At 58.4% G+C, this 19,677-nt stretch carries 20 protein-coding genes; 9 read left to right on the top strand and 11 right to left on the bottom strand.

Annotation, left to right across the window (positions count from 1 at the left end; all coding sequences use genetic code 11):
• Positions 1-50 precede the first annotated feature (50 nt).
• Together KGA97_RS18600 and KGA97_RS18595 are read right to left on the bottom strand one after the other, a co-directional pair.
• Positions 51-1,664 (bottom strand): inorganic phosphate transporter, encoded by a 1,614-nt coding sequence (locus tag KGA97_RS18600; protein ID WP_008038529.1) that lies wholly within the window; start codon positions 1,662-1,664, stop codon positions 51-53.
• Positions 1,665-1,891: 227 nt separating this feature from the next.
• Positions 1,892-2,914, bottom strand: a complete 1,023-nt coding sequence (locus tag KGA97_RS18595; protein ID WP_008032555.1) for a transporter — start codon at positions 2,912-2,914, stop codon at positions 1,892-1,894.
• A gap of 359 nt (positions 2,915-3,273) precedes the next feature.
• Between KGA97_RS18595 and KGA97_RS18590 the strand changes: the two genes are divergently transcribed.
• Complete coding sequence (locus KGA97_RS18590) at positions 3,274-4,899, top strand: methyl-accepting chemotaxis protein (RefSeq protein ID WP_223481260.1); 1,626 nt, start codon at positions 3,274-3,276, stop codon at positions 4,897-4,899.
• A gap of 111 nt (positions 4,900-5,010) precedes the next feature.
• Positions 5,011-5,442, top strand: coding sequence for a hypothetical protein (locus tag KGA97_RS18585; RefSeq protein WP_223481259.1), 432 nt, complete (start codon positions 5,011-5,013; stop codon positions 5,440-5,442).
• Between the two features lie 59 nt (positions 5,443-5,501).
• Here the strand turns inward: KGA97_RS18585 and KGA97_RS18580 are convergent, their stop codons facing one another.
• Together KGA97_RS18580 and KGA97_RS18575 are read right to left on the bottom strand one after the other, a co-directional pair.
• Entirely contained in the window at positions 5,502-5,807 is a 306-nt protein-coding gene (locus KGA97_RS18580) for a PepSY domain-containing protein (protein WP_223481258.1), read from the bottom strand.
• Between the two features lie 118 nt (positions 5,808-5,925).
• Positions 5,926-7,053, bottom strand: a complete 1,128-nt coding sequence (locus KGA97_RS18575; RefSeq protein ID WP_008038520.1) for a glycerophosphodiester phosphodiesterase — start codon at positions 7,051-7,053, stop codon at positions 5,926-5,928.
• Positions 7,054-7,274: 221 nt separating this feature from the next.
• On the opposite strand from KGA97_RS18575, the gene KGA97_RS18570 reads away from it, so the two are divergent.
• Positions 7,275-7,601 carry a DUF2025 family protein gene (locus KGA97_RS18570; protein ID WP_008032544.1) on the top strand — a complete coding sequence of 109 codons (327 nt, stop codon included), beginning with the start codon at positions 7,275-7,277 and terminating at the stop codon, positions 7,599-7,601.
• Between the two features lie 126 nt (positions 7,602-7,727).
• Here the strand turns inward: KGA97_RS18570 and KGA97_RS18565 are convergent, their stop codons facing one another.
• Positions 7,728-8,051: an antibiotic biosynthesis monooxygenase family protein gene (locus tag KGA97_RS18565; RefSeq protein ID WP_223481257.1), complete on the bottom strand. Its 324-nt coding sequence runs from the start codon at positions 8,049-8,051 to the stop codon at positions 7,728-7,730.
• Positions 8,048-8,755, bottom strand: a complete 708-nt coding sequence (locus KGA97_RS18560; RefSeq protein ID WP_223481256.1) for a CTP synthase — start codon at positions 8,753-8,755, stop codon at positions 8,048-8,050. The genes KGA97_RS18565 and KGA97_RS18560 overlap by 4 nt, the downstream gene beginning before the upstream one ends.
• Positions 8,756-8,770: 15 nt before the next feature.
• Here KGA97_RS18560 and KGA97_RS18555 point away from each other — a divergent pair, with 15 nt between their 5' ends.
• Complete coding sequence (locus KGA97_RS18555; RefSeq protein WP_223481255.1) at positions 8,771-9,712, top strand: LysR family transcriptional regulator; 942 nt, start codon at positions 8,771-8,773, stop codon at positions 9,710-9,712.
• 18 nt (positions 9,713-9,730) lie between these two features.
• Here the strand turns inward: KGA97_RS18555 and KGA97_RS18550 are convergent, their stop codons facing one another.
• Entirely contained in the window at positions 9,731-10,339 is a 609-nt protein-coding gene (locus KGA97_RS18550) for a TetR/AcrR family transcriptional regulator (RefSeq protein ID WP_207285424.1), read from the bottom strand.
• A gap of 213 nt (positions 10,340-10,552) precedes the next feature.
• On the opposite strand from KGA97_RS18550, the gene KGA97_RS18545 reads away from it, so the two are divergent.
• Positions 10,553-11,593 carry an MBL fold metallo-hydrolase gene (locus KGA97_RS18545; protein ID WP_223481254.1) on the top strand — a complete coding sequence of 347 codons (1,041 nt, stop codon included), beginning with the start codon at positions 10,553-10,555 and terminating at the stop codon, positions 11,591-11,593.
• A 133-nt stretch (positions 11,594-11,726) separates the two neighbouring features.
• On the top strand, positions 11,727-13,205 hold the full coding sequence (locus tag KGA97_RS18540) for an amidase family protein (RefSeq protein ID WP_223481253.1): 1,479 nt from the start codon (positions 11,727-11,729) through the stop codon (positions 13,203-13,205).
• 67 nt (positions 13,206-13,272) lie between these two features.
• On the opposite strand, the gene KGA97_RS18535 is transcribed toward KGA97_RS18540, so the two are convergent.
• Positions 13,273-13,590, bottom strand: a complete 318-nt coding sequence (locus KGA97_RS18535) for an XRE family transcriptional regulator (protein WP_223481252.1) — start codon at positions 13,588-13,590, stop codon at positions 13,273-13,275.
• Positions 13,591-13,683: 93 nt separating this feature from the next.
• Positions 13,684-14,451 carry an AraC family transcriptional regulator gene (locus KGA97_RS18530; protein WP_223481251.1) on the bottom strand — a complete coding sequence of 256 codons (768 nt, stop codon included), beginning with the start codon at positions 14,449-14,451 and terminating at the stop codon, positions 13,684-13,686.
• Between the two features lie 112 nt (positions 14,452-14,563).
• Between KGA97_RS18530 and KGA97_RS18525 the strand changes: the two genes are divergently transcribed.
• Entirely contained in the window at positions 14,564-15,379 is an 816-nt protein-coding gene (locus KGA97_RS18525) for a sulfite exporter TauE/SafE family protein (RefSeq protein WP_223481250.1), read from the top strand.
• A gap of 101 nt (positions 15,380-15,480) precedes the next feature.
• Entirely contained in the window at positions 15,481-16,653 is a 1,173-nt protein-coding gene (locus KGA97_RS18520) for a hypothetical protein (protein ID WP_223481249.1), read from the top strand.
• 7 nt (positions 16,654-16,660) lie between these two features.
• Here the strand turns inward: KGA97_RS18520 and KGA97_RS18515 are convergent, their stop codons facing one another.
• Positions 16,661-17,650 carry a hypothetical protein gene (locus tag KGA97_RS18515; protein WP_223481248.1) on the bottom strand — a complete coding sequence of 330 codons (990 nt, stop codon included), beginning with the start codon at positions 17,648-17,650 and terminating at the stop codon, positions 16,661-16,663.
• A 651-nt stretch (positions 17,651-18,301) separates the two neighbouring features.
• Here KGA97_RS18515 and KGA97_RS18510 point away from each other — a divergent pair.
• On the top strand, positions 18,302-18,763 hold the full coding sequence (locus tag KGA97_RS18510; RefSeq protein WP_223481247.1) for a hypothetical protein: 462 nt from the start codon (positions 18,302-18,304) through the stop codon (positions 18,761-18,763).
• Positions 18,764-18,809: 46 nt separating this feature from the next.
• On the opposite strand, the gene tnpA is transcribed toward KGA97_RS18510, so the two are convergent.
• Complete coding sequence (gene tnpA, locus KGA97_RS18505) at positions 18,810-19,151, bottom strand: IS66-like element accessory protein TnpA (protein WP_223481246.1); 342 nt, start codon at positions 19,149-19,151, stop codon at positions 18,810-18,812.
• Positions 19,152-19,677 lie beyond the last annotated feature (526 nt).

The following is a 19,677-nucleotide window of genomic DNA, read 5'->3' as shown; positions in this document are numbered from 1 at the left end:
CACACCGCCTTCGCGGGCAAGCCTCGCTCCTACAGGGGGTTGTGTTGGGGCTAGAAAATTTGGGTGAACAACCAATACAAACTACCCGACAGTACAATCGCCGCCGGCAAGGTCAACACCCACGCCATCAGCAGATTGCGGATGGTCTTCATCTGCAAGCCGCCGCCGTTGGCGACCATGGTCCCGGCCACCCCTGAAGACAACACGTGGGTGGTCGACACCGGCAGTCCGAACATGTCCGCCGCGCCGATGGTCAGCATGGCCACGGTTTCCGCCGAGGCGCCTTGCGCGTAGGTCAGGTGGGACTTGCCGATCTTTTCGCCGACCGTCACCACGATGCGTTTCCAGCCGACCATGGTGCCCAGTCCCAGGGCAATCGCCACCGCGATCTTTACCCACAGCGGAATAAACCGCGTCGAATTGTCGATCTGCTGCTTGAACAGTTGCAGCTTGCCGCTGGTGTCGGCGTCGAAGTTGCCGACCTTGTTCTTGTCCATCAGGCGAATGGTTTCGCTGGCCAGGTACATGTCGTTACGCACGTTACCCACGGCTTCGGCGGGCACTTTGGACAACGAGCCGTAACCCTTGACCTCGGCGCCGATACGGCCGGTGAGCGCGGCGAGGGCCGGGATCAGTTGCGGCGCGGCCTCCTTGCTGCGCACGTAGTCGGACAACACCGCACGCGGGTCGGCCGGTGCCGGTAGCGGCGAATTTTTCACCAGCGCTTGCTGGGTGACTTCGGCGACGGCGGCGAACTGCAAGGCCTGATCGGCCGGCATGGTGCGGTTCAGCGCATAAGCCATTGGCAGCGTGCCGACCAGAATCAGCATGATCAGGCCCATGCCTTTCTGGCCATCGTTGGAACCGTGGGCAAACGACACGCCGGTGCAGGTCACGATCAGCATGCCGCGAATCCACCACGGTGGCGGCGTGTTGCCTTTCGGCGCCTTGTACAGCGCACGATTCTTGACGAAGGCGCGCAAGGCCAGCAGCAACAGCGCGGCAAAACCAAAGCCGACCAGCGGCGAGAGCAGCAGCGCATAGCCGATCTTGGTGGCCTGCGCCCAGTCCACGCCGCTGGTGCCATCGCGGCCATGCATCAGGGCATTGGCCACGCCGACACCAATGATCGAACCGATCAGCGTGTGCGACGACGACGCCGGCAAGCCCAGCCACCAAGTGCCGAGGTTCCACAGAATCGCGGCGATCAGCAGGGCGAAAATCATCGCGAACCCGGCGGACGAACCGACTTGCAAAATCAGCTCTACCGGCAGCAGGGCGATGATGCCGAACGCCACCGCGCCGCTGGACAACAACACCCCCAGGAAGTTGAAGAACCCGGACCAGGCCACCGCGAAATTCGGCGGCATCGAGTTGGTGTAAATCACCGTGGCCACCGCATTGGCGGTGTCGTGGAAACCGTTGACGAACTCAAAGCCCAGCGCGATCAGCAGCGCCACGCCCAGCAACAGAAACGGCGTCCAGGTGGTGACCACCGTGCCGAGTTCGCTCATGTCGTGCATCAGGCTGTACGCGGTGAACAACAGTCCACTGGCCAGCACACCGAAGAAAATCACCAGGGTGAACAGGTTGGGTTTCTTGTCGAGCTGGGGTCTGGCACTGCTGGCGGGCGCCTGGGCAGCGGAAAAGGAAGGAGTAGCCATGCCGGACAATCCTGAGGAGGGAAGTGTGTCGGTCATGATCGTTGCTAAATATTACAGGGAGGCTGCGTTGGGTCAGTGTTTGGGTTTTTTGCTGATACCACCGATCCGAACACACACCGTCCCTGTAGGAGCGAGGCTTGCCCGCGAAGAACGATATCGCGGTGTATCAGGCATACCGCGGCGCCTCATTCGCGGGCAAGCCTCGCTCCTACAGGGGTGGTGGTTGCTTAATAATCCTCGCGTTTTTTGAATGCCCAGCGCCCCGCAATCACCGTAAACGTCGCGACCAAGGCCACCAGGATCCAGAACCCCTCCGGGTCCTGCGATAGCGGCACGCCCCCCACGTTCATGCCAAAAAAACCGGCAATGATGTTGATCGGCAACGCCAACACCGTGACCACGGTCAAGGTGAACAGCGTGCGGTTGCTTTGCTCGTTGAGGTTGGCGGCAATTTCTTCCTGCAACAGCTTGATCCGCTCACCCAGCGCCGTGAGGTCGTTGATGATCAGCGCAAACTCCTCGGTGGATTTGCGCAGCTCCTTCACGTCTTCCTTCTGCAACCATTGCGGCGGGCGATTGAGCAGGCGCAGCAGCGAGCCCGGCTCCAGCGCCAGCAGCCGTTGCAAGCGCACCAGTACCCGGCGATTGGCGCCCAGCTCCGCGCGGTTGGTCGACAGCCGCGAGGACAGCAATTCATCTTCGATCTGATCGACGCTGAGGCTGGTCTTGCGCACGATCTGCGTCAGCACTTCGCCCTGGTCGCGCAGCAAATGCACGAGCAATTCCAGCGGCGAGCGAAAACGCTCACCGGCCTTCACCGAGGAACGCAACTTGTCCACCGAGTGCAGCGGTTGCAGGCGCGCGCTGATGATCAGCCGACTGCGCGCACACACCCACAGCGTCGACACGTCCGAGGAGACCATGCTGCTGAGGTTGAACACCACGTCGTTGACCACCGCCAGCAACGCCGAATCGACATGCTCGATGCGCGTCGAACGTGAGCCTTCATGCAAGGCTTCGAAAAACTCGTCGGGCAATTCCAGATGACTTTTCATCCAGCGCTCGCACGCGGCATGAGCGAGGTTCAGGTGCAGCCAGAGAAATTCGTCGCTGTCGTCCGGTTGTTGCAGGGACCGCAACGCCATGGCCGAATCGATTTCCCGACCGCGTTCACCGGGACGAAAACTGAAACCGTACAGCAGACCGAACAGGTCCGGGTCGCGATGGCTTTGGTCGATGCTGTGGTTCATGAGGTCTCGCTGTGAGGAGGCGGCCTGTCGCGGGTTTCACAGGTTCACTTGAGCCGCATCATCGCAAGGCGTCTTGACAGTTTTGTGACAGCTTCGCGGAGCTGGCCAAGTGCCTTCTACCGGCGGTCGGAACCGCTCAAGAACGGCCCTGAAACGCCGATCTCGTAGGAGCCGGCTTGCTGCGGGCGGCGTTCCGACGATAGCGTGCTGCCAGTCAATAGATTTCCCGACTGACCGGACGCTATCGCCAGCAAGCTGGCTCCTACAAAAGCATGCGTTCGACGCTGTAGACAGGGAATGTCCGGATTATTTTCACGCCTCACAAGGGCGTGCCTCATTCCTGTCACGAGTACCTTCCGATGTCTTTGCAAAAGTCCTTGAGAGCGCAAATTCTCGCCCTGTTGAGCGGCAGCCTGTTTGCGATGCTGTTGATCGCCCTGGCCTGTTTTCACTTTCTGTCGAATGGCGTTCAAAGCTACGCGAATCTCATTGACGGCCCGCTGCACACTTCGCAATTGATCGATGAAGCCAACCTGCAATTCAAGGTGCAGGTGCAGGAATGGAAAAACGTTCTGTTGCGTGGCAAGCAGCCGGCAGACCTGGACAAATACTGGAAGCAATTCGAAGACCGTCAGCGCGAGGTGCAGGGCATCCTCGGCGAACTGGCCGGACAGAAGGGCATCGAGCCGCAACTCAAGACCCGCATCGAACGCCTGCGTGACGAGCATCGTCAGTTGGGCGCGGCATACCAGAAGGGCCGTGATGCCTACGTGCAGGCCGGTGCCGATCCAACGGCGGGCGACACCGCGGTCAAGGGCGTGGACCGGGCGACCAGCGATCAGATGAGCGAACTGGTCAGCGAATTGCGCAAACAGGGCGTCGAGCAGTCGAAGCTGATCAGCGCCAACGCCGACCGTACCGTGTTGCTGGGCATCATTGTGATGCTCGCCTCGGGCCTGTTGATCGGGCTGTTGAGCCTGTGGCTGGTCAATCGCAATCTGGTCGAACCGATCCGTAAATTGATCGACTACGTGGCGCAACTTGCCCAGGGCAAGTTTGCCGAACGTGTGGCCAGCACCCGTCAGGACGAGCTGGGCAAGCTGGCGATCGCGGCCAATACGCTGCGCGATTTCCTCGCCGAAACCTTCAGCCGCTTGCAGGTCAGTGCCAAGGATCTGGACGGCGCCAGCAGTGAGTTGAATTCGATCGCCATCCTCATGGCCAGTGGTACCAACGAACAGTTCAACCGCACTGACCAAGTGGCCACGGCGATGAACGAAATGTCTGCCACCGCGCAAGAAGTCGCGCGCCACGCCGCCGATGCCGCACGTGCCGCCGACGATGCCGACCAGTCCGCCCAACAAGGCGAAAAAGTCATGCAGGGCACCATCCACACCATCACTCGCATGCGCGGCGAAATCGCCAACACGGCGACCGTCATCCGCCAACTGGAAACTGACAGCGGCCGCATCGGCAAGGTGCTGGAAGTGATTCGCGGCATTGCCGAGCAAACCAACCTGCTGGCACTCAACGCCGCCATCGAAGCGGCGCGTGCCGGTGAGGCCGGGCGCGGTTTCGCGGTGGTGGCCGATGAAGTGCGCAGCCTGGCCCAGCGCACGGCGGCGTCGATTATCGAGATCAACCAGATCATCCAGACCGTGCAAACCGGTGCGGTGGACGCGGCTCAGGCGATAGAAAGCGGCCAGTCGCGCAGCGAGGAAAGCGTTCAGCAAGTGACCGAGGCCGGCGCCATGCTGGAGCGCATCACGCATGCCGTGGAAGCGATTCGCGACATGAACCGCCAGATCGCCACCGCCGCCGAAGAGCAGACTTCGGTCGCCGAAGACATCTCGCGCAACCTCACCGAGATCACCAGCATCGCCAGTACCAACCTCGACAACGTGCAACGCACCGAAGCCGCCAGCCACAACCTGCACGGGTTGTCGGGGCAGTTGAACGAGGTGACGGCGCGCTTGAGCGCGTAACGGAAATGGCTGTGTACCGGCTTGCTTACCGAGTGGGTACACAGTCGATCTCAAGTCCGTTGACCCGATGTCGATGATGAGCGTATTCCCGTCACCTCAATGGAAAACGCCATGGTTAGCATCTCGTCTGTTTCGATCATCCAGCCCGTCGCCACTGCTTCGGCCAAAGCCACAGCAAGCACTGACGACACGTCTGTTACCGCAAGCGCCGAGGCGTCCAGCGACACCACCAAAGTGTCCGCCGACGGCGCACCGGCGGCGAGTGGCGGCAGCTCCAGCAGCAGCGAAGAATCGGATTCGGTGAAAGCCCTGCGCAAGCAGATCGCCGAGCTGCAAAAGCAATTGCAGGAACAACAGCAACAACTGCAAGCGGCCCAGGCCAAACAGGAAAGTGCAGACGCCAAGGCCGCCGATGTGGCGGCGGCTCAGTCGCAGATTGCGACGACCTCAGGTTCGTTGCAGACCGCAACGGCGGCGCTGTTGGCGGCGTTGCAGGAAGAAGGCAGCAGCACTGCGGGATCGATGGTCAGTACGTCGGCCTGATTCGAAAACACAAAAAAGCCGCACGATCCGAAAATCGTGCGGCTTTTTTTATGCGCGTATCAGGTGTCTTGTTTGTTGCTCAGGACTTTGCCAGTGGTGGCATCGAAATCCACGTCAAATTCTTTGCCGTCAGCGGTTTTCAGTTCCACTTCGTACTCGAAGCCATTGAAGTGGTTGTCCAGGTCGGTGTCGGTGATGGTCGCACCCGGGTGCAGTTTCAGGGCAGCCTGGTTCATTTCTTCCAGCGGCTTGATCTTGCCGCTCTTGACCAGCTCAGGGATCTGGTCGACGCGGACATCAGCTTGCGCCAGGCCAGCAGTGAGGGTCAGGGCGGCAACGGTGAACAGGGCAGTCAAAGTCTTCATGAGGTTCTTTCCTTGGTGAGCTGTTTAAGTGGGGCCAGATTAACTGGGGCAACTTAATTCACCCTTAATTCCAGGAGCATCGCCGGCAAGCCGGCGATGGCGTCACCTCGGTTCTGGATCAATACCCGTTGTTCTGCAACAACTGCGCAACCGTACCCGCCGCCGGACGTTTGTAGAACTTCAACAACTCGCTGGCGCGGTTGGTGAAGATGCCATCAACCCCGGCGTCCATGACTTTCTGGTAATCCACCGCATCATCGATGGTGTAAACGTGCACCAGCAAACCCTGATCGTGGGTGTACTGGTTCATCCATGGTTTGACCAGGTCCGAGTAGCTCTGATCGCCACCCTTGGTCAGCGCGGCAGAAGGGCCGGTGCCGATCGCGCCTTGAGCCTTGGCGTACTCGACCCATTGCTGGAATTCGGCTTTGTCCTTCGGTTCCTGTTTGGCGTAGTACGTGGCTTTGTCCTTGTCACCGGACTCGGCGAACGTCACCTTGGACTTGGGCTCGATGCTGCCTTCGCCGACCCACAACAGCAGGATCTTCGGCACTTGCGGCATTTCCTTTTCCAGCAGTTCGAGGCTGCTCTTCTCGAAGGTTTGCAGCACCACCTTACCTTTGCCCTGGCCGACGGCGAGTTCGCTTTTCGCCAGTTTCGAACCCGCTGGGCTCAACCATCCGCGATCCTGCAATTTATCCTTGAGGTCACGCTCGAGGCCGGGGAATTGCTTCGGCTCCTTGGTTTCGATGTACAGGCCGGGCTTGTGCAGCGGATTGCCTTGGGCGATGTCGATGATTTCGTCGAGGGTCAGGATTTTCAGACCGGCAAAAGACGGGCGCGCACGATCCGGATAAGCCGTGTTGAACCAGCTGCCGGCGTCGAGGGTTTTCAGCTCGGCGATGGTGAACGCGTTGGCCGGGCTGTCCTTGCGCTCAGGGAATTTGCTGGCGACGTCGGTGGTGCGTTGCAGGTTGTTGTCGTGCAGGGCAAACAGCACGCCGTCCTTGCTGCGTTGCAGGTCGAGTTCCAGGTAATCGGCACCCAGGTCGCGCGCCAGTTTGTAGGCGGCGGCGGTGGATTCCGGTGCATCGAAGGACGCGCCACGGTGGGCGATCACCGCCGGGTGCGGAATGCCTGCATGGGTGGCCAGTGAAGTAGGGCTTGGCTCGCTGGCGGCCTGCGCCTGGCCGAGGCCGAGCAGCATGCTCAGCAGCAGGGCGCTCTTGGTGAAAGTTACAGGCATGGTCGAGATCCTTTCGCAGAGTGTTTTCAAAGACGTCCCTTTTAACAACTGAGCGCCGCTTGCGCTATCGCGAGACCGACATAAACGTGTTTAAAGCGGATTTTTTCAGCACATTTGTGCGGTTCTTTGCAGTACTCTTGGCCCCGGCAGCTTCCCCGGCAGAGGGAACGCCCTTCATCTTGCCCTGCGTGTAAACCATCGATCACTTGTGTGAGGTTTATATGCGCATCACTTCCGAACTCATCTGCCAGGCCGCCGACCAACTCAAAGGCTTCGTCGGTCTCAATCGCAAGACCGGCCAATACATCGTGCGTTTCAGCGAAGATTCCTTCGGCATGGACGTGGCGGATGACGGCATCATTCCTGTAAGTGAATTCGTCTGGGCGTCGGGGCCGGAGCAGGTCATGACGCTGAAGCGCGAGTTGATTCAGTTGTTGCTGGACCAGAACATCGATGACCGGATCAACATTACCGAGCCGTTGCGGGTGTACATGAATCGGCGGGAAGTGCCGGAGATTTCGGCGGTGCGGAGTTTGGTGCGGGGCTGAATTTTTGTGGTGTTTTTGATGGCCCCATCGCGAGCAGGCTCGCTCCCACACTGGTTTTGTGTACGACACCTATCCCCTGTGGGAGCGAGCCTGCTCGCGATGGCGGCTTAAAGGACACCGCAACTGTTACTGCTTGAACTCATAGGCCCGCTCAACCCTGCACACCCGCGTATTGCACGCCGCATACCAGGTCGAGCGCCCACGCTCACGAATCGCGCTGTGCTCGGGATGATGTTTCCACGCCACAATCGCCGCCTCACTGGCCCAATAGGAAACCGTAATCCCGAGCCCGTCCTCACCCCGTGCCGACTCCACACCGAGAAACCCCGGCTGCTCACGCGCCAGTTCAACCATGCGCTCGGCAGCCTCGGCGTAACCCTGATCGCCGTCGGTGCGCAGCGAAGTAAAAATCACCGCGTAGTAGGGCGGTTCCGGTGTCCGGGCAATCATGATTTTTGCCTCGCACACGCTTCGATCAATGCACTCACCAGCGGCGGCACAATTCCTTTGAGCGCGGCACGTTCAGGTTGAAACAGCGTGGCGACAAAAAACGGATGCCCGCGTAATTCCACCGCTCGCAAATCCCCCGTCGAATCGTGCCCCACCGCGGATAATTCCTGGCTTAGCAAATCCCGCTCAAACTCCGGATTCACACCATAACGGCAGCGATAGCCTTCACGAATCTCCGGGTTTTCGTACGCCTTGGCGATCAAAGAACCTTCAACCAGATGAATGCTGTCGATGGCTTCCACTAGCGAGCACGTCAGCGGCGTGAGCAACGCTCGCGTGGCATCGGGTGATGTCTCGCCGTGCTCGGCATCTCCCCATCCCAGAACGTTGCGGGCGTATTCGAGTACCGCGTGCTGAAAACCGCCACACGTACCGAGGAAAGGTCGCTGTTGTTCGCGGGCAAAGCGAATCGCTCGCAGCGCACCGTCTTCATTGCGGTAAGGGCTGGCGGGCACGCACCAAAAACCGTCGAAGTCTTGCAGCGACGAATCGTCGTTGATGCCGTCGGTGGCCAGCCACTGGAACTGCACGTCCAGTCCGGCGTGTTCGGCAACCATGCCGAGGGCGACGGGAATTGCCTGGTGGGCGGTGACTTGCGGGTCGTAATCGCCGATCAGGGCGATGCGGATGGCGCTGTTTTCCATGAGGGCTCTCGACGCTTGTTGATTCCTGGGGCCCACTATAGATTGGCGTTCACGCACTCAATATTGGCGTTATCCCAAGTGATCAATGCAGCAGCGCACTATCGACTGGACTACCCCGACCTGTCCCTGATCCTCGCCCTCGTGCGCGGCGGCTCGCTGGCCCGGGCCTCGGCGCTGTTGAAGGTCGACGTTTCGACCGTGTTCCGCGCCGTGCGCCGACTGGAAGCCGCGCTGGGCCAGCAACTGTTCGAAAAAAGCCGCGCCGGCTACTTGCCCACCAGTCTTGCGCAGACCTTGGCCGAACAGGCCGAGCGCGCCGAGCAAGCGCTGGAGGCTGCGCGCATCGGCGTGGAGCAGGGCGGTGAAGTCATCAGCGGCACCGTGCGCCTGACCTGCACCGATTCGGTTTTACAAGGCTTGTTGCTGCCGGCACTGGCGCAGTTCATGCCCGGCTATCCGGCGCTGACGATCGAGTTGAGCACGTCCAACGACTTCGCCAATCTCAGCCGGCGGGACGCGGACATCGCCTTGCGCCTGACCCGGAATCCGCCGGAACACTTGGTGGGCCGATGTCTGGCGCAGGTGTCGTATCGCGTCTGTGCGAGCACGGCGTATCTGAAATCGGTCGATGCCGAAGACTTGGCCGCGCTGACATGGATCGCCCCGGACGACTTCCTCCCCGATCACCCCACCGTTGCGTGGCGTCGTCAGCAATTGCCCGGCGTCACACCGGGTTATCGTTGCAACAGCATGTTGTCGGTGACTGAGCTGGTGCGCGCCGGGCTCGGTGTCGCGGCATTGCCAGACTTTCTGATCGATGACGGGCTGCAACCGTTGAGTGAGCCGTTGCACGGTTACGACACCGCGCTGTGGTTGCTGACTCGCCCGGACTGTCGCGCCTTGCGTTCGGTGGTGACGTTGTTCGATGAGTTGGGGCGAGCGTTGAAATTGCTGTAATGCTTGTAGGCGCTTGATTCAGAGCTGGTAGCAGGCGAGGAACATGTCCAGCGCTGAGTCGACGACGGTGGCCTGCATTTCAGGCGACAGGCCGGGTAGCCCCATGGAAATCTGCGGCCAGAATGCAAAGGATTTGAGCATCCCCTGAATCTGTTGCGCAGCAAACTCCGGGTCGACCGGCTTCAATCGCCCATCGGCCTGAGCGGCGCGAATCCACACGGTCAGGCCTTCTTCGCGCTTGCCCATTCTCTCGACCATGTTCTGCGCGCGCTCGGGGGAGTGGATGGTGGCCGCGATGGCGACCCGCGCCAGGTCGAGAAAATTGTCATCGCCCAGCATCTGCAATTTCGCCATCAGCATGCGGCGCATCTGGTCGCGCAGCGGCAAGTCAGGGCGGTAGGCCGTTTCCTGTTCCGCCGTCACCCGGGCCCATAATTGATTGAGGATTTCGGCGAACAACTCTTCCTTGCTGGGGAAGTGGTTGTACACCGTGCGCTTCGACACGCCAGCGGTGGCGGCGATCTTGTCCATGCTGGTGATGTCGAAACCGTTGGCCCGGAATTCGGCAATCGCCGCTTGAATGATCGCTTCGCGTTTTCGGTCGGTCAGGCGCTGTGGAGCTGTCATAAGTACGCTTCGGCAGAAGAAATTAAGAATTACACTTGGCAGTTTACTTGTGATCAGCTTTGATGCAACCTAGAAACTACACTGTGCAGTGTAATGTTTCGTTAATCCTGCGCAGCCAAAAATAGAGTGTTCGGCTGATGCGTGCGTGCCTTGGCCATTTATCGTCCCACCGTAGAAACTGCACATCGTGCGGTTTCCTGGAGTCATTCAGTCATGGCCAATTCCACTAACGTTTCTGCACCTGAAGCGTCCCGTCAGGCCGAAGGGCACTTCCGCAACCATGCGCCCGTGCAACGAGAAGGTTTGCGCAAAATGGTGCGCATCATGTGGAACATGATCTTCCACAAACCCCGTAACACCCGCCCGACGGCGGCCGTTCCGGTGCAGCGCCTGACCCACGACGCGTTGATCGCCGCGCCCAACCACAGCGTCTATCGCCTCGGTCATTCCACGGTATTGCTGAAACTGCGGGACAAATTCTGGATCACCGACCCGGTCTTCGCCGAACGCGCTTCACCGGTGCAATGGGCCGGCCCGAAACGCTTCCACCAGCCACCGATCAGCCTCGAAGAATTGCCGCCGATTGAAGCGGTAATCCTGTCCCACGATCACTACGACCACCTCGATTATCAGGCCGTGCTCAAACTGGCGGACAAAACCAAATACTTCCTCACGCCGCTGGGCGTCGGCGACACCCTGATCAAGTGGGGCATCGACGCCAGCAAAGTGCGCCAGCTCGACTGGTGGCAAGGCACCGAAGTCGACGGCATCCAATTCGTCGCCACCCCGTCGCAACACTTTTCCGGCCGTGGGCTGTTCGATGGCAACAGCACACTGTGGGCCTCGTGGGTGATGATCGACGCCGACACACGGATCTTCTTCAGCGGCGACAGCGGCTACTTCGACGGCTTCAAACGCATCGGCGAACAGTACGGCCCGTTCGACCTGACACTGATGGAAACCGGCGCCTACAACGTCGAGTGGCCGCATGTGCATATGCAACCCGAGCAAACCCTGCAAGCGCACATCGACCTGAAAGGCCGCTGGTTACTGCCGATTCACAACGGCACCTTCGATCTGTCGATGCACGCCTGGTTCGAACCGTTTGACCGGATACTGGCATTGGCCTGGGAGCGCAGTGTTTCGATTACCACGCCGCAGATGGGTGAGGCGTTTAATGTGATGTATCCGCAGCGGGGGAGTGCTTGGTGGTATGAGGTCGAGCAGCAGGTTTACCAGCAGAGCGTCGGCTGAACTACAGATTGAGGCGAATATTCATACGTGATCCAGCGCCTGGAGATGACGGATATTTCCAGCAGCGTCTGTAGGCTGGGAAAACGAGTGGGCTCATTCACTCGCTATCAGTCATCACAAGGATCTTTTAAACATGGATGTCACGTTAAACCGCTATGCGCAGATGCCTGCACCCGAGTCGAGGCTGGAATATCTAGGCGTCGATGAAATCAACCAGAGAATGGAGCGTAACCAGCTGAGTGCTGTAGCGCTCGTGCAGTATCTGCTGCAACGGATCGAGGCGCTGGATAAACAAGGCCCGACGATCAACGCGATCATTGAGCTCAACCCCGATGCATTGACCATTGCCGAGTTGCTGGATAAAGAGCGACGAAGTGGACACGTCCGGGGACCCCTGCATGGCATTCCGGTGTTGCTCAAAGACAATATTGATACATCCGATCAGATGCAGACCAGCGCCGGGTCATTGGCCATGGTCGGGCAACCGGCCCCAAAGGATGCCTTTATCGTGCAGCAGCTCAGAGCGGCAGGGGCTGTCATCCTGGGGAAAACCAACCTCAGTGAGTGGGCTGGTTTTCGTGAGCTGGGCATTCCTGATGGTTGGAGCAGCCGCGGCGGACAAACAAAAAACCCGCACGTATTGAGCGTCACGCCACTCGGTTCAAGCTCTGGTTCCGGTGCAGCGGTTGCCGCAGGTTTTGCACCGTTGGCCGTCGGCACGGAAACCGCAGGCTCGATCGTAGCGCCGGCGTCCATCAACGGAGTGGTGGGCCTCAAGCCTACCGTGGGGTTGCTCAGTCGCAGTGGCATCGTTCCGGTCAGTCATAAAGTCGATACTCCCGGGCCGATGGCGCGTAGCGTTCGTGAGGCAGCACTGCTATTGAATGCTATGACCGGCAGCGACGATGCTGAACCGGTCAAACAACCCTTCGCCATCAGAGACGTGGACTACACGGCATTATTGCTTCCGAATTCCCTGGTTGGACGGCGTATTGGTTTTCCAGTCAAGTTCGATAAAACAGGCGGGGCGGCACAGAGCGACCCTCAATTTTCCCAGGCGTTGGAAGTCATGCAGGCCGCAGGGGCCAAATTGATTCCGGTGGATTTCAATGACCCCGTATCGCAAACCCCGGAGGCGGTGAACAGGGGATTCTCGATGGGAATCAAGCGGCATCTTCCCGAGTACCTTGCGACGCGAACGGGTCTTGCAATCCAGAGCCTGGAGGATCTGCTGCTATTCAACGAGCGCTCGCCCGGCGCTGAAGGCTACGGGCAAGCCACGTTGAGCGCGGCCAGCAACGTTGATTTTAACGAGCACACGTACAACGAGCTGTGGCAAAAAATTCAAAGCGAAAATGCGGCTGTCATCGATGATTTACTGGTAGCGCATCAACTGGATGCCCTGGTATTGGATGTTGGTTCACCTGGTTTGGACGTCATACCTCTGGCAGGGTATCCCGGTATCATGATGCCGTCCGGAGTGGACGATGACGGAGTACCGACGTCGTTGTTGTTCTTCGGAACTCGCTGGAGCGAGGCCACGCTTCTGGCATTGGCTTATGGTTATGAGCAAGCGTCCAAAGCAAGACCAACCCCCGCGTTCAAACCCTAGTCGATAACCAATGCAAACCAGATCGCAACTCAAACGCTGACAAGTGTTGGAGCTGCGATCTGTCACGTCACTCAACCATCGCAAAATCCCCGCGCCCCACCGTATCCACAGCAGCCCCTCTAACACTCATCCCTCGCCCCGGTGCAAACCCCGGGAAAAACACCAACCCCTGCGACTCAAACCGATACGCCAACGCCAGCCGATCAGCATCCGGCACCTCACGCCTGGCCTCAAATCGCTCAATCACATCAACCAAAACGCCAGACTCCCGAGACAGCTCATCAACGCTCCAACCCAACATCGCCCGGGCCTGGGCGCAATGGGCGGGGGTGAATTGGAAGAGGGCGATACGTTCCAGGGTGATTTTCATCGCATAAGAGGCCATGGTGTTCTCCGGGCTCGAGAGTGCTGATTCAAAATGTACTGTGTTTTTGTACAGTTGTTTTGCGCCCGGATCAAACTCATTTTTTGAATTCTGCTATTTCGTCCCTGCCAACCAGACGGACGGCGCCTGACCCAACACCCGGCGAAACATCGTCGAAAACGCCGCTGGGCTGTCATAACCGAAATCCAGCGCAATCCGCGTCACCGGCTCACCCACCGCCAATCGCGCCAGCGCCAGCACCACACACGCCCGCTGTCGCCACTGGCTGAAACTCAGGTCGGTCTGCTGGCGGAACAGCCGATTGAACGTGCGCAGACTGATGTGCAACTGATCCGCCCATTGCTGCGGCGATTGATGAACATCGGGTCGCTGCAAGAAGCCCTGGCACAACCCAAGCAGCCGCGCATCGACCGGCAACGGAATGTGCAACGGCAAGTGAGCACTGCGCGCCAGCTCATGCAGCAGCAGCTCGATCAACGCGCCATCGCGCCCGGCCTCGTCGTACGTCAGCGGAACCTCCACCGCCTCCATCAGCAAATGCCGCATCAACGGCGAAACACTGATCACCTGACAACGCTCGCCCAAGTCCACAGCACCCGGCTCGATGTACAAGCTGCGAGTGCTCACCCCCAGCATCAACACCTCATGCGCCACCCCCGCCGGAATCCACACCGCCCGCTGCGGCGGCACCACCCAGTTGCCATCGTGCGTGCCGACCTGCATCACCCCGGTCGCGCCGTACAACAACTGCGCCCGTCGGTGTGTATGACTAGGCAGCACATGCCCGTAGGAATAATCCGTACCGATCGACACCACCGACCGTGGCGTGTCATCCAGCAAATTAATCGAAACATTGCGCATCAAGCGGCTTCCAGCAGTTGGCGTAAACACAAACATTATTGGCTCACTTGCTGAAGCAGGCCAAGCCACATCGCTCTATCGTCGACCACTCTCAACCAACGGACGACGCACAATGTTCTACCTCCTGCTGACACTCTTCGGCTGCATGACCGGCATCACCGCCGTGCTGTTCGGCTTCGGCGGCGGCTTCGTCGTCGTGCCATTGCTGTACCGCATGCTCATGGCCAGCCACGGTGCCGACGATCCCATCGGCCAATCGGCAATGCACATCGCCGTCGCCACCTCGACCTGCGTGATGATCGTCAACGCCCTGGTCGCCACCGGAAAACATCACCGCGCCGGTAATCTGATTCGCCATTACCTGTGGCCGTTGGGCGGGTTCATCGGGCTGGGCGCGGTGGGCGGAGCGGTGGCGGCGATGTGGGTGAGTGGTGAGGTAATTCGGTATGCGTTCATTGCTTACCTGGGCGTGACCATTGTGGATTGCCTGTTCAGACGCGGTTTTCTTACACACGCAGATAACGCAATCCCACGGCGATTGGGGAGGGCGGAAGTGTCCGGTGGCGGCGTAGGAATTGGCGCCATCGCCACGTTTCTCGGTGTAGGCGGCAGCGTCATGACCGTGCCGTTGTTGCGTCGGTGTGGGTTGAGCATGAGCCAGGCGACGTCGATGGCTAATCCATTAAGCCTGCCCGTGGCGTTGGCCGGGACCTTGACTTACATGGCGATGGCGGGGTTTAGCGAGTTTGATTTGGGGGCGTGGTTTGTTGGTTATGTGGATCTGCTGGCGTTTGCGGTTTTGACGATGGGGTCGTTGGTGGGGATTCGATTGGCCACGCCGTGGATTGGGCGGATTCCGGATCGGATACATGCGCGTATCTATATCGGTTTGCTGGTGTTGGTGATGGTCAGCATGTGTTGGAGTTAATCGCTATCAAGTCAGCTTTTCATCGATTCGCGGACGAAGCTTCGCCATAATTCGCGGCTATTTCCCGCGAACCAATGTTCGCTGCATTCAAGGATGATTTGATGTTTAAAGGATTGATTCGTCTGCCTGGCATTGTCGTGTTGATGTGCTCAACGTTTTCCACACTGTTGTGGGCGGACAGCGGCAAGCAGGTCTACACCGGGACGCTGGGCAAAATGCCGATTGTGTTGGAGGTGAACGCCGACGGCAGTGAGGGCCGCTACTTCTACCAAAAGTATCGCAAGGACTTGGTGCTTAGTGGCTCAAAGGAAGGGGAAACGCTTGTGCTCGAAGAGGGTGACCAGCGTTATGGCGAGTACAAACCGCTTCCGACAATGCGCTTGCAACCCAAGTCCAACGGTTGGTCCGGTGAATGGGTCAGCCCTAAAGGGAAGGTTTTGAAGGTCCAGTTGCAGCCAGCAAACCTTCCTCCGGTTCCCGCTGATACCTTGCCCTATCTCGTCAGACTTCACGACAAGGCGCCTTACGAATACCTGCGCTTACAAGGTATGAAGCTCATCCCAGGCAAGACCGAAACCTTCATGGGATACACGCTGCAATGGTGGAGCGAGCCACAATCAAACGCCGAGCTATTTGAAGTGATTTCGGGTTACAGCGCCGAAGAGCGTCAGCAAATCAACCAGCAATTGATGGGCCGTTTGTGGCGAGAAGTCGTGGGGTATTATGGATGTTTCGCCAATTACGCTGATGCCTATTACTCACAGATCAGTCAGCCTCTGTGGATGACGCCGTCCGTGATGAGCGTTCGGGTGTCAACCGAGTACTTTTGTGGCGGTGCTTATCCGGATCAGGTCAATGACTCAATCAACTTCGATACCAAAACGGGCAAATCCCTGACGCTTGAAGATGTGCTGTGGGTGGGGCAGGGCAAACCAATGCATTACGAGGAAGACTACGACGTCTATAACTCTTCGTCCGAGTCATCCACTGCTTATTCTGATTACCGCAATAAAGAGCTGGCGCCGTGGCTGGTGGCACAACTGCTTAAGCTCTATCCCACTGAAATGACGACAACGCCAGAGGGGGAGAACGATTGCGGCTACAACGAAGATTACCCTTGGCACTATCCGGGCTGGTACTTCACCGAAAAAGGCATCAAGTTAGAGCCATCCTTCCCTCACGTGGCTGCCGTGTGTCAAAACATTGGTTGGGGCGTCCTGCCTTACAACCTCGTCAAACAACACCCCGGCGGCGTCGCGCTGCAACTGCCCTGAGCCGAAGCTACTTATCAGCCAACCCCGGCGCCTCACGAATAATGAAGTGATCCAGGTTCTCGATATTCGCACTGAACACCCCGAACGTCTGCTCGGGGTTTTTCTTGCTCGGCACCTGTTTCAACTCCGGTGTCACGCCATAAAAGAAGCAATACAACTCCGCTTCGCTGTCGATGGCGTGCTTGATCTCTTCCAGAAACGCTTTGCGCTTGCGGTAGTTCTCGATCAACTTCTTGCTCAGGTAAACGTTGACCGAATAAGGCTTCTTCTTCGCCTCATCCGCTTGTTTGAACCAGACCTTCTGCTCGAAATCGATCCGGAAACTCTGAGTGTAATCCTTGATTTCCTTGATCTTGCCCCAGTAAATCAGCCCCTTATTGTCCGTCAGGTATTCGATCTTCTTGAAGAACGACCCATAAGGCGCCGTGTGCTCGCCAATCTTCAGCGGCACGCGCTTGAGCAACTCCTTGTCCTCGAAGTTCGACACAAAACACTCCACTGGGTGGGCGAAGATACTGGTCTTGTCCGGCGCTGATTCTTGGCTTGGGTGCTCGGTATCGTTGGGCTTTGTAAGAGGTTTCGGATCGTCCCGCGTTACATCCGCCGCAACCGCCGGGTTCGACGGCTTACGCACATACTGACGCCGAGTCAGCAACAACTCCGACGGAAAATGCTCCTCGCGACTGTCATCCGTTTCCGCACCGTCCGCGTCCACACCGGACGCCGGCGTCTTGAGACTGACATAAGGACAATCCGTCACATGCCGAGTGCTGGGCGTGTTCTTGAAGTGCGGGGTGCGGACGTAATTCACATTTTTGGCGTTGAACGTTGTCAGCACGTTTGCCGCATCGAAGGCCGCTCTACAGGCGTCATTGGGGCATTGGAAATGTTCCTTGGCGGAATCGAACTCCACGGTTTCGTCGAAATTCAAATCGCGCACGTCATAGATCGACAGTTTGTCGTCGAGGCTGAGGCAGTAGGCGAGGTCGAATTTCATGGTGGGCTCGGGTCCTTGAGTGGGAAGGGTATTAATAGCGGGAGGCGGGGCGGGTTGCACACACTCTTTTAAACACACCACAAAATCAACGGCAACACACCATCCCCTGTAGGAGCGAAGCTTGCTCGCGAAAAACCCAGGAACACCACGGGGCATCTGGTTACACGCGTTACCGTTCACGACCATCGCGAGCAAGCTCGCTCCTACAATGCTTGGGCTTGATCAGTTGAATGAGCAGGTGGCTAGCGTGCTACGGGCAAGGTCGAGACACAGAGGTTTGAGGCGTCATTTTTTACGGAGAGTAACCTCGACACCTCGCCTATCGAAAATCTCCGACTTCAGCTAGCCACCTTTCGAACTCCAGCATTAAGGGCGCTAGTGGGCCAGTGACCGCCCTGAGCGCTGAACTGCAACATACTGGGCAATTGAAGGTAGGCTAGAGATTTTTCCTGGCTTCTCAATTCGGAGCCGCGGCGCGTCGAAGTCAGTTCAGGCTTGGGCAGACAGCTCACGCAGTGCTCACCCTGATAACCACCCCGGATTGGCCGAGTGCTCCCTCGGGGTATTGTGTCAAGCTATGTCGTTTTCACCCGTAGCTCCTAGTTTCGCCAGGGGCTTTTTCATGCTCAGGACGAGTCATTCAAGATGTTGATGAAGCTGGCGCCGAAGAAGCGGCGCAACCCGCGTAATTTCTATCTGGGTATCGCTGCGGTGGTGCTGATTGCCGGGATTGGACGCTATTTCGCGCTCAAGGCCGAGCAGGAGAAGGTGGCCCAACAGGCGCTGCTGGTCGAGCACCTCGCCCAGTTTGACTCGACCCTGCCAAAGAAACTGGATGCAATTACTACCCTTGAGTTCGTCGGTTTGACGTACGGTGACACGATCTTCTACCGCTACAGGATCGACTTGGCAGCGAGCAGCCTCTCCGAGGAACGCAAGGCCAACATGGAGGCGAGAATACGCCGTGATCTGGAGCAACTGGCCTGCAAGGAACCGCAGTTGCTGGCGATGATGCGCAGGTTCAAGTTTCACCAGGAGCATTTCTACCTGGCCAGGAACAGCACACTCTTTTCCATTGAGCTTCACCCTGAACAGTTGAGCTGCCCAGGATGATGCCGATATTGTGCGCCGTCGCTCGTTCATCGCCTCACGCCGTTCCCTAGACCGCAAACGTCCAGCCAATCCGTCTTGCATGCTCACGGATAAAGCGTGCGCATCCCTCAGGATCAGAAGTCGGCCATTTGACCGTGATTGATTGTTCGCCGAGGGGCAACTCGATGAGCGCCAGGCCCTCAGTCGGCCGCTTGGGCGAAGACTTCAATGGAATGAACGCTGGCAGTTTGGATGTTGATTGATCCCGGTAAAGCGGCAGCCATTTGCGGATGACGTTGGCATTGATGCCGTGGGCGATGGCAACGCTGGAGAGGGTCGCGCCGGGTTGCAGGTACTCCTGAACAACCTGGGCTTTGAACGGTTTGGGATAAGAGCTTCGTTGGCGCATGGAAATCCTGACGTTAAGGACTATGGCGTCCGCTTAAAAATACGCAGACACCATCGTCCTTAATGCTGGAGTTCGGAAGGTTTGTTGGCTGAACGCTTACGAGGCGTCATATGACTGAACGCATACAAGTAACCCTGCACGAAGCTAAATCCCAGCTCCCTCAACTCGCTGAGCGCGCATGGCTTGGCGATACGGTTGTCATCGTGAGGACGGCAAGCCTTATCTAGATCTGGTGCCTCATGTCAAAGCACACCGGGCGCGCAAGCCTGGGCGGTTGAGGGGTAAGATTCGGATGTCTGCGGACTTTGACAAGACCTCAGGCGACACCATCGATGGTTTTGAGGGCCGCTTGTGATGCAACTATTGCGGATATGGGCCTTAAAACACTGTAGGAGCGAGCCTGCTCGCGATTCGTAAGATCACCACATTTCCCAACCCGACAACCAATCCTGTGGCGAGCCGGTCTACCCCCGTTAGGCTTTATAGCGGTCTCGGATCCGGCACACATGAGCTGAAGAGTCGCTTT

This window comes from Pseudomonas sp. BF-B-15, assembly GCF_019946675.1.
Lineage (GTDB): Bacteria > Pseudomonadota > Gammaproteobacteria > Pseudomonadales > Pseudomonadaceae > Aquipseudomonas > Aquipseudomonas migulae.
Note: the sequence above shows the minus strand (reverse complement) of the source record. Positions and strands in the feature narration are given on the sequence as shown.

Coding starts and splice junctions, on each gene's coding strand:
- KGA97_RS18600 (WP_008038529.1), bottom strand. CDS start 1,664: ATGGCTACTCCTTCCTTTTCCGCTGCCCAGGCGCCCGCCAGCAGTGCC.
- KGA97_RS18595 (WP_008032555.1), bottom strand. CDS start 2,914: ATGAACCACAGCATCGACCAAAGCCATCGCGACCCGGACCTGTTCGGT.
- KGA97_RS18590 (WP_223481260.1), top strand. CDS start 3,274: ATGTCTTTGCAAAAGTCCTTGAGAGCGCAAATTCTCGCCCTGTTGAGC.
- KGA97_RS18585 (WP_223481259.1), top strand. CDS start 5,011: ATGGTTAGCATCTCGTCTGTTTCGATCATCCAGCCCGTCGCCACTGCT.
- KGA97_RS18580 (WP_223481258.1), bottom strand. CDS start 5,807: ATGAAGACTTTGACTGCCCTGTTCACCGTTGCCGCCCTGACCCTCACT.
- KGA97_RS18575 (WP_008038520.1), bottom strand. CDS start 7,053: ATGCCTGTAACTTTCACCAAGAGCGCCCTGCTGCTGAGCATGCTGCTC.
- KGA97_RS18570 (WP_008032544.1), top strand. CDS start 7,275: ATGCGCATCACTTCCGAACTCATCTGCCAGGCCGCCGACCAACTCAAA.
- KGA97_RS18565 (WP_223481257.1), bottom strand. CDS start 8,051: ATGATTGCCCGGACACCGGAACCGCCCTACTACGCGGTGATTTTTACT.
- KGA97_RS18560 (WP_223481256.1), bottom strand. CDS start 8,755: ATGGAAAACAGCGCCATCCGCATCGCCCTGATCGGCGATTACGACCCG.
- KGA97_RS18550 (WP_207285424.1), bottom strand. CDS start 10,339: ATGACAGCTCCACAGCGCCTGACCGACCGAAAACGCGAAGCGATCATT.
- KGA97_RS18545 (WP_223481254.1), top strand. CDS start 10,553: ATGGCCAATTCCACTAACGTTTCTGCACCTGAAGCGTCCCGTCAGGCC.
- KGA97_RS18540 (WP_223481253.1), top strand. CDS start 11,727: ATGGATGTCACGTTAAACCGCTATGCGCAGATGCCTGCACCCGAGTCG.
- KGA97_RS18535 (WP_223481252.1), bottom strand. CDS start 13,590: ATGGCCTCTTATGCGATGAAAATCACCCTGGAACGTATCGCCCTCTTC.
- KGA97_RS18530 (WP_223481251.1), bottom strand. CDS start 14,451: ATGCGCAATGTTTCGATTAATTTGCTGGATGACACGCCACGGTCGGTG.
- KGA97_RS18525 (WP_223481250.1), top strand. CDS start 14,564: ATGTTCTACCTCCTGCTGACACTCTTCGGCTGCATGACCGGCATCACC.
- KGA97_RS18520 (WP_223481249.1), top strand. CDS start 15,481: ATGTTTAAAGGATTGATTCGTCTGCCTGGCATTGTCGTGTTGATGTGC.
- KGA97_RS18515 (WP_223481248.1), bottom strand. CDS start 17,650: ATGAAATTCGACCTCGCCTACTGCCTCAGCCTCGACGACAAACTGTCG.
- KGA97_RS18510 (WP_223481247.1), top strand. CDS start 18,302: ATGAAGCTGGCGCCGAAGAAGCGGCGCAACCCGCGTAATTTCTATCTG.
- tnpA (WP_223481246.1), bottom strand. CDS start 19,151: ATGCGCCAACGAAGCTCTTATCCCAAACCGTTCAAAGCCCAGGTTGTT.